Annotated in this window: 8 protein-coding genes; 6 read left to right on the forward strand and 2 right to left on the reverse strand. The window is 74.9% G+C overall.

All coding sequences use genetic code 11. The annotated features are described in order from the left end of the window. The first annotated feature begins 137 nt into the window (after nucleotides 1-137). Genes ACWD1Z_RS01515 through ACWD1Z_RS01535 form a run of 5 tightly spaced genes read left to right on the forward strand, consistent with a single transcriptional unit; the run spans nucleotide 138 to nucleotide 10,588 of the window. On the forward strand, nucleotides 138-3,716 hold the full coding sequence (locus tag ACWD1Z_RS01515; RefSeq protein WP_451114585.1) for a WGR and DUF4132 domain-containing protein: 3,579 nt from the start codon (nucleotides 138-140) through the stop codon (nucleotides 3,714-3,716). Further along, nucleotides 3,713-4,798 carry an ATP-binding protein gene (locus ACWD1Z_RS01520; protein WP_451114587.1) on the forward strand — a complete coding sequence of 362 codons (1,086 nt, stop codon included), beginning with the start codon at nucleotides 3,713-3,715 and terminating at the stop codon, nucleotides 4,796-4,798. The genes ACWD1Z_RS01515 and ACWD1Z_RS01520 overlap by 4 nt, the downstream gene beginning before the upstream one ends. Further along, the gene (locus ACWD1Z_RS01525; RefSeq protein WP_451114588.1) at nucleotides 4,795-7,518 is read left to right on the forward strand and encodes a DUF5682 family protein; all 2,724 of its coding nucleotides are present in this window, start codon (nucleotides 4,795-4,797) and stop codon (nucleotides 7,516-7,518) included. Before ACWD1Z_RS01520 ends, ACWD1Z_RS01525 begins: the two co-directional genes overlap by 4 nt. Further along, nucleotides 7,515-8,651: a VWA domain-containing protein gene (locus tag ACWD1Z_RS01530; protein ID WP_451114590.1), complete on the forward strand. Its 1,137-nt coding sequence runs from the start codon at nucleotides 7,515-7,517 to the stop codon at nucleotides 8,649-8,651. Before ACWD1Z_RS01525 ends, ACWD1Z_RS01530 begins: the two co-directional genes overlap by 4 nt. Continuing rightward, nucleotides 8,648-10,588 carry a hypothetical protein gene (locus tag ACWD1Z_RS01535; protein WP_451114592.1) on the forward strand — a complete coding sequence of 647 codons (1,941 nt, stop codon included), beginning with the start codon at nucleotides 8,648-8,650 and terminating at the stop codon, nucleotides 10,586-10,588. Before ACWD1Z_RS01530 ends, ACWD1Z_RS01535 begins: the two co-directional genes overlap by 4 nt. Here the strand turns inward: ACWD1Z_RS01535 and ACWD1Z_RS01540 are convergent. Both ACWD1Z_RS01540 and ACWD1Z_RS01545 read right to left on the reverse strand, forming a co-directional pair. Further along, nucleotides 10,568-11,809 (reverse strand): hypothetical protein, encoded by a 1,242-nt coding sequence (locus tag ACWD1Z_RS01540; protein WP_451114594.1) that lies wholly within the window; start codon nucleotides 11,807-11,809, stop codon nucleotides 10,568-10,570. The two genes, ACWD1Z_RS01535 and ACWD1Z_RS01540, sit on opposite strands and share 21 nt — an antisense overlap. Continuing rightward, on the reverse strand, nucleotides 11,806-12,981 hold the full coding sequence (locus tag ACWD1Z_RS01545; protein ID WP_451114595.1) for a HesA/MoeB/ThiF family protein: 1,176 nt from the start codon (nucleotides 12,979-12,981) through the stop codon (nucleotides 11,806-11,808). Before ACWD1Z_RS01545 ends, ACWD1Z_RS01540 begins: the two co-directional genes overlap by 4 nt. Before the next feature lie 222 nt (nucleotides 12,982-13,203). Between ACWD1Z_RS01545 and ACWD1Z_RS01550 the strand changes: the two genes are divergently transcribed. Then, entirely contained in the window at nucleotides 13,204-14,505 is a 1,302-nt protein-coding gene (locus ACWD1Z_RS01550) for a M14 family zinc carboxypeptidase (RefSeq protein ID WP_451114597.1), read from the forward strand. Nucleotides 14,506-14,515: the final 10 nt, after the last annotated feature.

Raw genomic sequence — 14,515 nt, forward strand, 5'->3', positions numbered from 1 at the left:
CCCGTCCGGATCATGGCAGCGGGCACTGACAGCGCGGGCGCCGCGGGCTGCGGACGGTCACTGTCAGTGGGGGCGGCTACGGTGACAGCCAGATGGATCGAGCGGTCGGCCGGGGGGCCGGACGGAGGGGAGGGGCTGTGCGGCGCTGGGAGTTTGCGGGTGACGGCTCGGCGAAGTTCTGGGAGGCGGAGGCCGAGGGGGCGACGGTCACCGTGCGCTACGGACGGGTGGGGACGCAGGGGCGCACACAGCCGAAGGAGCTGGCCTCGGCGGAGGCGGCCGAGGCGTATCTGGCGAAGGTGATCGCGGAGAAGGAGCGCAAGGGGTACCAGGAGGTGATGGTTGCCGAGGCGAAGGCCGAGGGGGCGGCGGGCGCCGAGGCGGTTCCCGATCCGGCGCGGGCTCCGGACGAGGACACCTTCGTCATGCCGGCCTCCTGGCGCCGGCTCGTCCACCCGAGGCGCGGCGGCATCCCGCGTACCGTGCCCCCACTGCGTCCGGACGCCCTGGAGTCGGTCGCCCGCCGCCGCAGGGAGGAGGCCGGCTGGATCGAGGAGATGCTCGCCGCCCCGCAGAGCGAGCCGCGGATCGCCGAGGCCCTGAGTGCGCATCTGAACGGCAGTCACAACCCGCTCGGGGCCGCCGCTCTGGCGTCGCTGACCATGCACTACCAGTTGCCCGAGGGCGTGTTCGTGGACGCCTGGGCCACTGAGTACGGCCTGCCCTTCGCCGCGCGGGCCGTGGTGGAGTACTTCGACGTCGAGCCGCACTGGATCCAGTACGGCTCGCAGCGGCAGGACCCCTGGATCGGCTTCCGCGTCGGCGGGACCACCGCGGACGGCCACAGGGCCCGCCCCTTCGCCGACCGGCTGCGCGACCTGCTGGCCGTGGCCAACGAGGACACCTACCGGCAGGCCGTGACCGTGCTGGAGAAGTGCCGGGACAGCGTGCGCCGCCGGGTCGTCGTGTCGTACGTCGTGCCCACCGAGCACGACTGGGTCGAGGACGCCTGCGCGGACGCGGACACGATCGACGAGACCCTGCGCGCCATGCTGCTGTGCTCGCTGAACTCCCCCGGGCAGCTCGACCGGGTGGTGGGCACCTCCTTCCGCCTCGGCTGGAAGGACTGGGGGATGCCGATGGTGGCCTCGCTCGCCGAGGGCGTGGGCGGGCACATCGCGCCCGTGCTGGAGCAGGGCGTCGAGCAGGCGTACGGCTCCGACCGGGTGCGCACCTTCTCGGCCGCCCTGGTGGAACTGCCGACGGACGAGGCGTTCCGGGTGCTGCTGGCCCGCGTCGAGGACAAGAACGTACGGCCGTATCTGATGGAGGCGACGCGGCGTTGGCCCGTGCGGGCGTTGCGGCTGATGGGGGCGGCGGCGACCGGGACGGCCAAGAACGCCTCGATGGTGGGGCAGTTGCTGGCCGCGCACATCCAGGCGCACCCGGAGCTGACGGCGGCGGCGCTGCCCCGGCTTCCCGCGCACGTGGCCGAGTACATCGAGGCGCGGCTCGCCCGCCGGGACCGGGTGGCCGAGGCGCCGGCCGAGGCCCTGCCCGCGCTGCTGGTCAGCCCGCCGTGGGCGAAGCGGCGCAAGGCCGCGAAGGCGCGCGTGGCGGCGGAGGCGCCGGTCGCTCCGGAGCCGCGGGTCGTCTGGCAGCCCGACGAGCAGCAGCGCTGGGCCGGGGTCACCTCCTGGTACTCCAAGTGGCGGGGCAAGTACGAGTGGAAGGAGGAGATCAAGCTCCTGCAGAACGGCGGGCAGTTGTCGGACGTCCGCCAGGCCCGGCTGTTCGTCACCGCGCCCGCGGACGTGGTCCGCCCGCTGCTGGCGCACTGCGCCCCCGAGGACTACTGGGACGGCGAGGCCGCGCTGAAGCCGGTGGCCGCGCGGTTCGGGACGGACGCCCTGCCGCTGATGCTGCGCGCCGCGACCCGGCACCCGGCCACCCTGAGCGTGCTGGTCATGCCGTATCTCAGCGTCGAGGTCGCCGCTCTGGTCAGCGACTGGCTGGCCCGGCTGAAGTCCGCCGACGCCTTTGCCCGCGCCTGGCTGAAGCGGCACGGCCTCGCCACGGTCCCCTACCTGCTCCCGCACGCGGTCGGCAGGGCCGGGATCGCCCGGCGGGGCGCCGAGCGGGCGCTGCGGCTGCTGGCGGACGCCCATGGCCGCGAGGCCGTGCTGGCGGCCACCACCGAGTACGGGCCGGAGACGGCGGACATCGTCGCCGAGGCGCTGGCCGCCGATCCGCTGGCGAGCGCCCTGCCCGCGCGGATGCCGGCCGTCGGCGCCTGGGCCGAGCCCGCGCTGATGCCGCAGATCCTGCTCAAGGAGGGCGGCGCCCTGCCCGCCGACGCGGTGCGCAACGCGCTCACCGTCCTCGCGCTGTCCAAGCCCGGCGATGTCTACCCCGGCCTCGACGTGCTGACCGAGCACTGCACCGCCGACTCGCTCGCCGCGTTCGCCTGGGGCCTGTTCGAGCAGTGGCGGCTGGCCGGCATGCCCCCGAAGGAGAGCTGGGCGCTGCACGCCCTGGGCTGGCTCGGCGACGACGAGACCGTACGGCGGCTCACCCCCGTGGTGCGCGCCTGGCCCGGCGAGTCCGCCCACCACCGCGCGGTGGAGGGGCTGAACGTCCTCGCCGCGATCGGCAGCGATGTGGCGCTGCTGCATCTGCACGGCATCGCCCAGCGGGTGCCGTTCAAGGCGCTGAAGACCCGCGCCCAGGAGAAGATCGCCGAGGTTGCCGAGGGACTCGGGCTGACCGCCGAGCAGCTGGGCGACCGGCTCGTGCCGGACTTCGGGCTGGACGCGGACGGCAGCACGGTCATCGACTACGGCACCCGGCGGTTCACGGTCGGCTTCGACGAGCAGTTGCGGCCCTACGTCCGCGACGCCGACGGCAAGCACCGCAAGGCCCTGCCCGCCCCGGCCGCCAAGGACGACCCGGAGCTGGCCCCGGCCGAGCGCAAGCGGTTCGCCGCGCTGAAGAAGGACGTCCGTACGGTCGCCGCCGACCAGGTACGGCGGCTGGAGGCGGCGATGGTGTCGCAGCGCACCTGGACGGCCGGGGAGTTCCGGGACCTGTTCGTCGCCCATCCGCTGGTGTGGCATCTGGTGCGGCGGCTGGTCTGGCTCGGGGAGGCCGACGGCGCGGTGACGGCGTTCCGGGTCGCGGAGGACCGTACGTTCGCCGACGTCCAGGACGACGAGCTGACGCTGCCCGGGGAGGCGAGCGTCCGGCTGGCCCATCCGCTGCACCTGGGCGCCGAGCTGGCCGCCTGGTCGGAGCTGTTCGCCGACTACGAGATCCTGCAGCCCTTCCCGCAGCTGGGCCGTGCCGTGCACGCCCTGACCGAGGAGGAGGCCGCCGACCAGCGGCTGGCCCGCTTCGAGGGCGCCACCGTGCCGGTCGGCAAGCTCCTCGGGCTCACCAAGCGCGGCTGGGAGCGGGGCACCCCGCAGGACGCGGGCGTGGAGCGCTGTTTCCACCGGCGGATCGACGAGGACCGGTACCTGGTCATCGACCTCGACCCCGGCATCGCCGTCGGCGCCGTCGACATGCTCGGCGACCAGACCTTCAACGCCGTATGGCTGAACACGACGCCCGACGACTACTGGCGGAACCGGGAGAGCGGGCTCAGGTTCGCGGGGCTCGATCCGGTCATCGCCTCCGAGCTGCTCGCCGACCTCACCGAGGTGACCGCGAAGTGACCGTCACCGAGGAGCAGCTCCAGCGCCCGCCCGCCGAGGTCCGGTACGCCGGCGAGCTCGCCGCCCTGCGCGCCGCCGACGGCGATCCCCGTCCGCCCGGCTGGCGGCTCAGCCTGCGCGCCGCCCGCCGTTTCGTGGTCGGGGACGAAGCGGCCGGTATCAGCCGGAAGTTCGTCGGCAACGTCTCCCTGGTGGAGCGGGCCCTGGTCACGCTCGCCACCAACCGCGGCCTGATGCTCGTGGGGGAACCGGGCACGGCCAAGTCGCTGCTCTCCGAGCTGATCGCGGCGGCCGTCAGCGGTGACTCGGCGCTCACCGTGCAGGGCGGCGCGGCCACCACCGAGGACCAGATCAAGTACTCCTGGAACTACGCGCTGCTGGTCTCCGAAGGTCCCTCGGCCCGGTCGCTCGTCCCGGCGCCCATGCTGCGCGGGATGGCCGAGGGGCGGATCGTGCGGTTCGAGGAGATCACCCGCTGTCCGCTGGAGGTGCAGGACTGTCTGCTGTCGCTGCTGTCCGACCGGGTCATCGCCATTCCGGAGCTGGACGGGCCGCAGGGCATGGTCTTCGCCCGGCAGGGCTTCAACGTCATCGCCACCGCCAACACCCGGGACCGGGGCGTCAACGAGATGAGCGCCGCGCTCAAGCGCCGCTTCAACTTCGAGACGGTCTTCCCCATCCCCGACTTCGACACCGAACTCGCCCTGGTGGAGGCCGAGGCCACGGCGCTGCTGAAGCAGTCGGGGGTGACGGCGCCACCGCGCCGGGACGTGCTGGAGGTCCTGGTGGGCACCTTCCGCGAACTGCGCGGGACGGCCGAGCGCGGCGAGCGGATGTCGACGGTGATGAGCACCGCCGAGGCGGTGTCCGTCGCGCACGCGGTCGGGGTGCGCGGCTGGTTCCTGCGCGGCGAGGCCGGCACCGCGGCCGATGTGGTGGCGAGCCTCGCGGGCACGGCGGCCAAGGACAGCCCCGAGGACCTGGCCCGGCTGCGCCGCTTCCTGGAGCAGGAGGTGCCGCGCCGCAAGGGCGGACAGTGGCGTGCCCTGCACGACGCACGGCATCTGCTGGCGGACCGATGACCTCCGCGGTCTTCCTCGGCGTACGCCATCACTCCCCCGCCTGCGCCCGGCTCGTGTCCCGCGCGATCGCGACGCTGCGTCCGGCGTACGTGCTGGTGGAGGGGCCGGCGGACATGAACGGGCGGCTGGACGAGCTGCTGCTGGAGCACCGGCTGCCGGTCGCCGTGTTCAGTCACTACCGGGACGCGGCACGGGTCGCGACCTCCTGGGCCCCGCTGTGCGACTACTCCCCGGAGTGGATCGCGCTGCGGGAGGGGCGGGCCGCGGGTGCGGAGGTGCGGTTCATCGATCTGCCGGCCTGGCATCCGGCGTTCACCGGGCGCGCCGAGGGTGCCGCCAACCGTTATGCCGACGCCGAGGCGCGTTACGCGGAGGCGACCGGGCGGTTGTGCGCGCACTTCTCCGTGGACTCGGTGGACGCGCTGTGGGACCGCCTGTTCGAGGTCACCGGACCGGACGACGCCGACGCGCTCCAGGACCGCCTGGACGCCTACTTCGACCTGGTACGAGGGGACGCCGAGGCGGACGCGGGAGACCGGGCGCGCGAGGAGTACATGGCGTCCTGGGTCCGCGCGGCCGTGGCCCACGCGCCCGGACGCCCCGTGCTGGTGGTGACCGGCGGCTTCCACACCCCGGCCCTGCGCAGACTGTCGCACCGGGGGGATCCCGTCGAGGCGAAGGCGCAGGCGCCGCGCGAGGGCATGCGGCCGGAGGGCTTGGGGGCGCCGCAGGAGGGCGTGCGGCCGGAGGGCCCGGGGGCACCGCGGGAGGACGTACAGGCCGAGGGCCCTGCGCTCCCGCAGGAGAGCGCACAGCCGGAAGGCCCGCCGACACCGCAGAAGGACGTACAGCCCGAGGACCCTGCGCTCCCGCAGGAGAGCGCACAGCCAGAAAGCCCGCCGACACCGCAGAAGGACGTACAGGCCGAAGACCCTGCGCTCCCGCAGGAGAGCGCACAGCCGGAAAGCCCGCCGACACCGCAGAAGGACGTACAGGCCGAAGGTTCTGCAGCGCCACAGGAGGACGTACAGCCCGAAGGCCCTGCGGCGCCGCAGAAGTGCCTGCAGCCGGAGGGCCCGACGGCGGCCGACGGCGAGCGGTGCTCCTGGCCGCAGGTTCCCGAACCCCCCGCGGGCGCGCTCGGTGGCAGCTTCCTCGTGCCGTACTCCTTCCGGCAGTTGGACGCCTTCGCGGGGTACCAGTCGGGCATGCCCTCGCCCGGGTACTACCAGCGGCTGTGGGAGGACGGGCCGCGGGACGCCGCCCAGGCGCTGGTGCGGGCGGTCACCGAGCGGCTGCGCGGGCGCGGGGTCCCGGTGTCCACGGCCGACCTCATCGCCGCGCGCGGGCTGGCGCAGGGCCTGGCCCTGCTGCGCGGGCACCCGTACGAGACCAGGGTGGACGTCCTCGACGGCCTCGCCGGCGCGCTGATCGCCGACGACCTGGACCGCCCGCTGCCCTGGACCACCCGGGGCAGCCTGCACGCGGGCGCCCATCCGGTGGTGGCGGAGATGGTCGCCGCCTGCACCGGCGGCACCGAGGGCCGGCTGCACCCCGACACCCCGCTGCCCCCGCTGGTCCACGACGTGACCGAGCAACTCGCCCGCCTGAAGCTGACCGACGCCGAAAGCCCCGTCACCCTCGACCTCACCGACCTGTCCGGCCTGGCCCGCAGCCGCGTCCTGCACCGCCTGCGCGTGCTCGGCATCCCCGGCTTCACGCGGGTGTCGGGCCCGGCCGACGGCACCGACCCGGTGTTCACCGAGCGCTGGGAACCGGACGCCACCAGGGGCGGTCGTGAGGCGGCGCTGATCGAGGCGGGCGCGTACGGGGCGCGGCTGGACGAGGCGGCCTCCGTGCTGCTCGCCGAGCGCGCCGAGGCCGCGGGCAGGGACGCCGGTCCGCCGGCCGGGCTGCTGTTCGACGCGGTGCTGTGCGGAGTGGGGCCGCTCTGCGCCGAGTTGCTGGACCGGCTCGCGGCGCAAGTGGGCCGGATCGGTGAACTGGGCCCGCTCGGCGAGGTGCTGGCGACGGCGCTCGGACTGTGGCGGCACGACCGCGTGTTCGGCGCGGCCCGCGGAGAGCTGCTGGGCGGTGTCGTCGCGGGCGCCGTCGAGCGGGTGTTCTGGCTGGCGGAGGGGCTGCACGGCGGCGACGGAGTGGACGTCGGACGGCTGCGCGCGCTGGCGGCCACCCGGGACGCGCTGCTGCACGCGCCGGACCTGCTGCCGCTCACCCGGGAAGCCGCCGCCGACGCCGCCGCCCGGATCGCCCGGGACCCCCTCGCCCCGCCCGACCTGCGGGGCGCCGCCTTCGGGCTGCGCAGAACGCTGGGCGGCGCCGACGACCCGGCGGCGGTGGTGCGGACGCTGGCCCCCGACACCCTCGGCGACTGGCTGGCCGGACTGTTCGCGGTGGCCCGGGAGGAGGTCACCGGCGGGGAGGAGTCCCTGGTCGACGTCCTGGACGACATCGTCGCGGCGCTGCCCGAGGACGACTTCCTCACCGGTCTGCCCGCCCTGCGCCAGGCCTTCGCCTTCTTCCCGCCCCGCGAACGCGAACGCATCGCGACACGCCTGCTGGAGCGGCGCGGCAAGCGCGGCTCGGCCCGCGCGCTGCTGCGGACGACCGCCGACCCGCTGCAACTGGCCCGCGCCCGTGCCCTGGAGGAGAACGTGGCCCGACTGCTCACCCGCCACGGCCTGAGGAGCACCCCATGACCGCTCCCGACCCCGCCCTGGAACGCTGGCGCCTCATCCTCGGCGCCCCCGCCGAACGCTGCACCGGCCCCCTCCAGGGCTCCACCGCGGCCCGCGACCGCGCCCTCGACTGGCTCTACGGCCGCGACGACGACCTGCGCCGGCGCGGTGTCCGCACCCCGTCCGGCCCCCGGGAGGGCGGCAGCGGCCCCTCCCGGCTCACCGCCGTGGACTGGCTCGACGACATCCACCGGCTGTTCCCGAAGGAGACGGTGGAGCGGCTGGAGCGCGACGCCGTCGAGCGGTACGGCATCGAGGAGATCGTCACCGACCCGGACGTCCTCGCCCGCGTCGAGCCCAGCCAGACGATGCTCCGTGCGGTCCTGCGCACCAAGCACCTGATGAACCCGCGGGTCCTGGCCGCCGCCCGCCGGATCGTCGAGGCCGTCGTGCGGGACCTGACGGAGCGGCTGCGCCCGGAGGTCCGCCGGGCCTTCACCGGCGCCCGCTCCCGCCGCCCCAGCAGGCTCCCGCTGGCCCGCGACTTCGACTTCCGGAGCACCATCCGCGCCAACCTCGCCCACTACCGGCCCGCCGAACGCCGCATCCTCATCCAGCGCCCCCACTTCCACTCGCGCACCCGCCGCCACCTGGACCAGTGGCAACTGGTGCTGCTGGTCGACCAGTCGGGCTCCATGGCCGGTTCCGTGATCCACTCCGCGGTGACCGCGGCCTGCCTGTGGAGCCTGCCGGGCCTGAAGACCCATCTGGTCGCCTTCGACACCGAGGTCGTGGACCTGACCTCCGACGTGTCCGACCCGGTCGAGCTCTTGATGGGCGTCCAGCTCGGCGGCGGCACCGACATCGCGCGGGCCGTGGACTACGGCGCCGGACTCGTCGAGAACCCGCGGCGCGCGATCGTCGCCCTCGTCTCGGACTTCTACGAGGGAGGCGACCCCTACCGCCTGGTCCGTACCGTGCGCGGACTGGTCGAGCAGGGCACCACGGTGCTGTGCCTGGCCGCACTCGACGAGGCCGCCGATCCCGTCTACGACCGCTCGCTGGCCGCCCGTCTCGCGGAGGCCGGCGCTCCGGTGGGCGCGATGACGCCGGGGCGGCTCGCGGAGTTCGTCGCGGAGCGGGTGGGCCGGTGACCCGCGCCGACCTGCTGGCCTTGACCTCCGAGACGCTGGTCTCCCTCGCCAACCGGGGCCTGGTCAAGCGGGCGGAGAAGGACCTGGCGGCGGGCTCCGGCGCGGAGGTGACCGTCGCCGAGGACGGCACCGTACGCGGCCGCTTCCCGGACGGCACTGCCACCGCCCTGCCGCCGGGCCTCGGTCTGGACGCGGCGGAGTGCGGCTGCGGGGCGGCGGGCGTGTGCCGTCACCGGATCGGTGTGGTGCTGGCGTATCAGCGCGGCGCGCGGGAGGAGCGGTCCGCGTTCGTGGAGTGGTCACCGGGCGAGTTCGACGACGAGGCGCTGGCGGCGGCGCTGGGCGGCCCGGCCCTGACCGCCGCCCGCCGCACCCGGGACCGCGGCTACACCGCCCGCCTGCACCGCCCCACCCCGGCCGACCCGGTCCCCCGGGTGGAACTGCCCACGTGCACCGTCCGTTTCCCGGTCCCGCACGAGCTGGGGTACGCCCTCACCGACGCGTCCGGCGCGCTGCGCGGCGAGGTCGTGACGCTGGCGGTGTGGGCGTTCCGGGCGGCGGACGCCGCGGGTGGGACGGAGGTGAGCGTGGGCGGCCGTACCGCGCGGGCCGGGGGCGGCGAGGAGGCTCTGGGCGCCGCGCTGGACCTCGCGGACGAACTCCTGCTGGACGGCGTGCCGCAGGCGGGCCCGGTGTTCGCCGGGTCCCTCGCCAGGACCCGCGAGGCGCTGACCGCCGCGTCCCGGCACTGGCCGGCCGGTGCGGTGGCCGACCTCGCGGAACAGCTCGCCGCGTACCGGGCGCGCGCCACCCGCTACGACCCCGAGCGCGTCGCCCACCTGCTGGCCGAACTGCACGCCCGCCGACGCGCCGCCGCCCTCGACCCGGTGGGGGTGCTGGGCACCGAGGAGGCGCCGGAGACTCCCCTGCGCCGGGTGCGGCTGGTGGCGCTCGGCTGCCGGATCGGCGGCACCGACCGGGACCGTACGGCGGAGATCTGCCTGGCGCACCCGGGCGCGGGTCTGGCGCTGGTGCTGCGCAAGCGCTGGGAGCTGCCGGAGGGCCAGTCCCCCACCGGCCACGACCTGTCCACCCGCCGCCTGCTCAACACCCCGCTGCACGCGCTGGCCACGGCGAACGTCGTCAGCGAGCACACCGCCCGCGCGGCCGACCGTACGGTGAGCATCTCCCGGGGCCGCATAGCCGCCACGAGCGTCACCCCGCTGGGCACGGCCTGGCACGACCTCCCCGCGCCCCTGCTGCTCAAGGACACCGCCGCCCATCTGCGCGGCCGGGCCGAGCAGCCGCCGCGGCTGATCCGCCCGCGGGTGCGGGCGGAGTCGGTCCATGTGGTGGAGGTGGCGTCCGTGCGACCGGCCGGCTACGACCCCGCGGCACAGCGCCTGGAAGCCCTGGCCCAGGATCCGGCGGGCAACGAGTTCGTGATCCGCGCGGAGCACAACCCGCTCTGCCCGGCGGGCCTGGACGCCCTGGCCGCGGCGCTCGACGGCGGCGGCGTCCGGGCGGTGAGCGGCATGCTCACCCAGGAGCACGGCCGTAGCGTCCTGGACCCGCTGGCCGTACTGACCGCCACCGGCCCGGTCGTCCCCGATCTCGCACCCGGTGACGGCGACACGGCCCTCCCCACGGCTCCCCGCCGGGAGACCGACCCGATCACCGGGGCCCTGGAGACAGCCCTGCGCGCTCTCGCGGAGGCGTCCCACCACGGCCTGCGCGCGCTGCCGGGACCGGCCCGCACCCGTCTCGCCGACAGTGCGACGGCCCTGCGTCGCGCGGGACTGCGCACCGCCGCCGGTCTGCTCGACGCCCTGACCGCGCGGCTGGCCCTCGACGGCGCGACCGCGGCCGTCCCGGCCTGGGTGGAGGCCCAGATCCATCTGGTGACCGCGCTGGAACTACACCGGGCTCCGGCGTGAGCGGCGGTTGCGCCACCAGGTGACCAGCCACAGGACGTTGACCCCGCCGAGGACGATCAGCACCGCTGCCGAGTCCGCGTTGCCCGCGAGCCCGTGGTCCGGCCCGATACCCCGGGCGGCGGCGGCCAGCAGGGCGATGTCGACGGGCAGGGTGACGGCGGCCATGAAGGCGAGGCAGGCCGCCGTACCGATCACGAGGACGACGCTGTAGAGGCGGACGGCCCGGCGCTCGTGCGGCGGCAGCCGGGTGCTCGGGTCGGCCGTCCCGGCGCGGTACGCCGTCCGGCGCGCGGTGCGCCCCGCGCGCCGGACGGCGTACCGCGCGTAGGCGAGACCGTCGCCGTACAGGTCCCGGCAGCCGGTGAGGTCCTGGAGGACGAAGTACAGGTCGGTCCTGGTGAACACCATGCACTGGAAGGGCAGCGGCATCAGGGCCAGCAGCAGGGCCGCGGCGAGCAGCCGGTGGGCGGTCGTCCCGGGGTCCGTCCCGGCCAGGGCCAGGATCAGGGCCGATGCCACGGACAGGTTGAGGGCGATGCCGGACAGATACGCCGTCATCCGGTGTCTGCGCGGGGCGAGTTCGATGCCGCTGATGTCGGTCTGCATGACGAGGAACTGGAGCCGGGTGCCCAGCCGCATCCGCCCCGGCACGCCCGCGGCGCGGGCGGTGACCAGGTGCGCCAGCTCGTGGGCCAGCAGCAGCGTCCATCCGGCCGCCGCCCCGCTGAGCAGGACCAGGCTGCCGTGCGGGCTCCACAGCAGGTCGCGATAGCCCGGAAGGAGATCGGGGCGGCGCAGCAGCACGACGACGGCGGCCGTGATCAGCACGCCGACGAGCACCGGAAGCACCGGGTGCAGGGCGAGGCGGACATGGGCCGGGCGCAGCCACGGCAGGGTCGCCCGCGGCGGTTCGGGGTCCGGTACCGGGCGGTCCCCGATCCGTGCCACGAACCCGAGCGCGGTCAGATCCCTGACGAAGTCCGGGATCTCGAACTCCTCACCGGTCTCCTCCCGCAGCCGCTGAGCGGTGCGGGCCACGCTCAGCCCCTCGCCCAGCAGTTCCACCGCGCGGGCCCCGGCCGCGGGCAGGGCGACGAAGGTGCGGGTGGCCATCCGGCCCACGATCCACTCGTCCCGGTCGCGCCGGACCGCCAGGTCGTGCAGCCGGACCCGGGTCGACGGCTCGATACGGGGGCGGCTCTCCGCCGCGGTGTCCGTCACGCGGGGTCCTGCGGGCCGGTGCTCACCGCCGGTTCCGGGCGGCAGGCGGGACAGTCGGTACGGCGGTCGGCGCGCTGCAGGACCGGGTCGCCGGGCAGCATGAGGTTGAGGCCGAAGCGGCATCCGGGGTCGATCCGCGGGACACCGCACAGCAGTGCGAGGGCGGCGTGGGCGAGGAGGCTGCCGGAGAGGCCGGCGGTCACGGCGTTGACCGGGTTCCACGGCATGCGCGGCGAGGCGACGTCCTCGTCCTGGCCGGGGGCGAGCCGCAGATCGCGCCGCTCGGTCTCGGCGCTGCGCAGACACTCCCAGCACGCGCCCCGGCCGGGCGTGAAGACGCCGACGCTCACCAGGGGGCCGCGGTAACCGGCTTCCGCCCAGGGTGTGTTCGCGGCCAGGCAGACCTGGTTGGCCCAGCGGCGGATGGCGGCGGGCCGGTCGGCGGCCAGCAGGAGCACGTCGTACGCCGCACCCGTGCCGGAGCCGTCGGCCAGCAGCTCCTGGAGGTCGGCCGGGCCGCGTACCTCACGGCGTTCGCCGGTGACCGTCGGGTGCGGGTTCAGGGCGCGCAACGCCGTCAGCGCCGCGTCGATCTTGGGTGTGCCGAGGTCCGACTCGCGGTAGAGGGTCTGCCGGTTGAGGTTGGACAGCTCCACGACGTCCGGCTCGACGCAGTGCAGCCGCCCCACGCCGGAGGCCACCAGGTCCCGGGCAGCGGCCCCGCCCGTCCCGCCGACCCCGATCAGCAGGACCCGGGCACGGCGCAGCCGCACCTGCGGTTCCCAGGGGTTCTGTCTCGGCCGGAGGTCCATCCAGCGCAGCAGGGTCATGCCCCTGCTGTAGCGCTCGCGTTCGTCCTCGGACAGCTCGGCGGGGGGCGGGGCGCCGGCGTCCTCGACGTAACCGGCCGTGGTGAGGTCGGTGATCGCCTGGGCGATGTCGGGCGCGGGCAGCCGCAGTTCGGGGTGGCGGCGGGACACCTCGGCGACGACGTCCGCGGCGCTGCGCGTGCCGTCCATGGCCTCGACCAGCGTCCACACCCAGCCGTCCGGATCCTTGACCTCGGCACCGATGCCGTGGACGACGCTGCCGATCCGCAGATGGCCGTCGACCGTCCGGTACGCCCGGTGCTCCGGCTTGATCCGGGGCCGCCGCATCCTGTGCACCGTCACTTTCGCGCCAATCTCCTCAGCCCCAACTGACCTGTGATCAACGGACATTGACAACAGTGACCGGGGCAACGAAGTCTTGCAAGGGCACAACGGATCACCGCACGCCACAGCCACCACCGGGAGGACACGGCATGCCGAACAAGATCGAGATTCGCCCGCTGGACAAGAAGGAGACCACCGGCGACAGCGGTGGCAACGGCGGTTCCTGACCGGACGCCGGTGATGGACCGCTACCCCACGGTCGCGGACGTCGCCGAGTCGGCGCGGCGGCTGGTCTCCCGGTTCCCGGGCACCGGCCGGCTGCGCCGGATCGGTACGTCCCGCGCGGGCCACCCGCTGCTGATGCTGTCCGTGGGACACGGGCCACGCCATGTCCTGGTGGTGGCCCGGCCGCACCCCGACGAACCCGTCGGCGGCGCGACCGCGCTCGCGCTGGCGGAGCGGGTGGCGCACGGCCGCGGGCGCTCCCCGGCGACCGACCCCACCCTCGTCACCTGGGACATCGTGCTGTGCCTCGACCCGGACGGCGCCGCGCTGAGCGACGGCATCGAGGAGGCGACGGCCGGGCCCGCACCCACCCTGGAGAGCTACTACGGCGCCGCCTTCCGCCCCATCGCGGCGGAACAGCCGGAGTGGGCACCGATCGTCTCGCGCCAACTGCCCGAAAGTCAGGCGCTGTTCCGGGTGATCGACGAACTGCGGCCGTTCCTCCAGTGCTCCCTGCACAGCGTCGAAGCGGGCGGCACCTGGGTGCAGTTGACGAACGCCCTGCCCGAACTCGCCGCGCCCTTCCAGACATCCGCCGGCACGCTGGGCATCCCGGTCCAGCACGGCACGTACGACGCCCTGTACTGGGAAAACCCCAGCCCCGGGATCCACGTACTGCCCCCGCCGCACAGCACCGCCCGGCTGGCCGCCGGGTCCGAGAACATCGCCTCGTCCACCTGGTGCGCACCGATCCGGTACGGCGGTGTCACCGCGATCGTCGAAGTGCCCATGTGGGCGACCGATCTGGCCGACGACCTGTCTCCGCATCCGGCGGCGGCCGAGGCGCTGCGCGACCTGTCCGGCCTGGTGCGTGACGGCGGACGGCAGGTGACCGCCGTACTCGACAGGGCGCGCCCGTTCCTGCCGCCGGCCCCGGAGAACGCGCTCAGACGCGTGCTGGAGTGGATGGCCGACGACCTCTACGACCTGGTCGCCGACTCCTGGGAACCGCTCGCCCGGCAGGCGGGCCCCGGTGGCCCGGTGCCGCTCACGACGGCGCAGATCTGCTCCCTGGACGTGGTCGCCCGCCGGCAACCGCTGCGGGCGGCGGGCCTTCTGCTCCGCCTGCTGCGGACGGCGGACCACGCCTCGGCCCCGGAGCTCCACCGCGAGCTGACCGAACTGTTCACCCTCTGGTGCGCGGACTTCGAGAAGGCCCTGCGCCTGCGCTGGGTGCCGGTACGCCACCAGGTGGAGCACCAGGCACGCACGGTGGTGGCCACCGCGGACAGCGCGCTGCGGGCTCTGGGGTGGTAGGCGCCCCCTC

Source organism: Streptomyces sp. NPDC002784 (genome assembly GCF_053592135.1).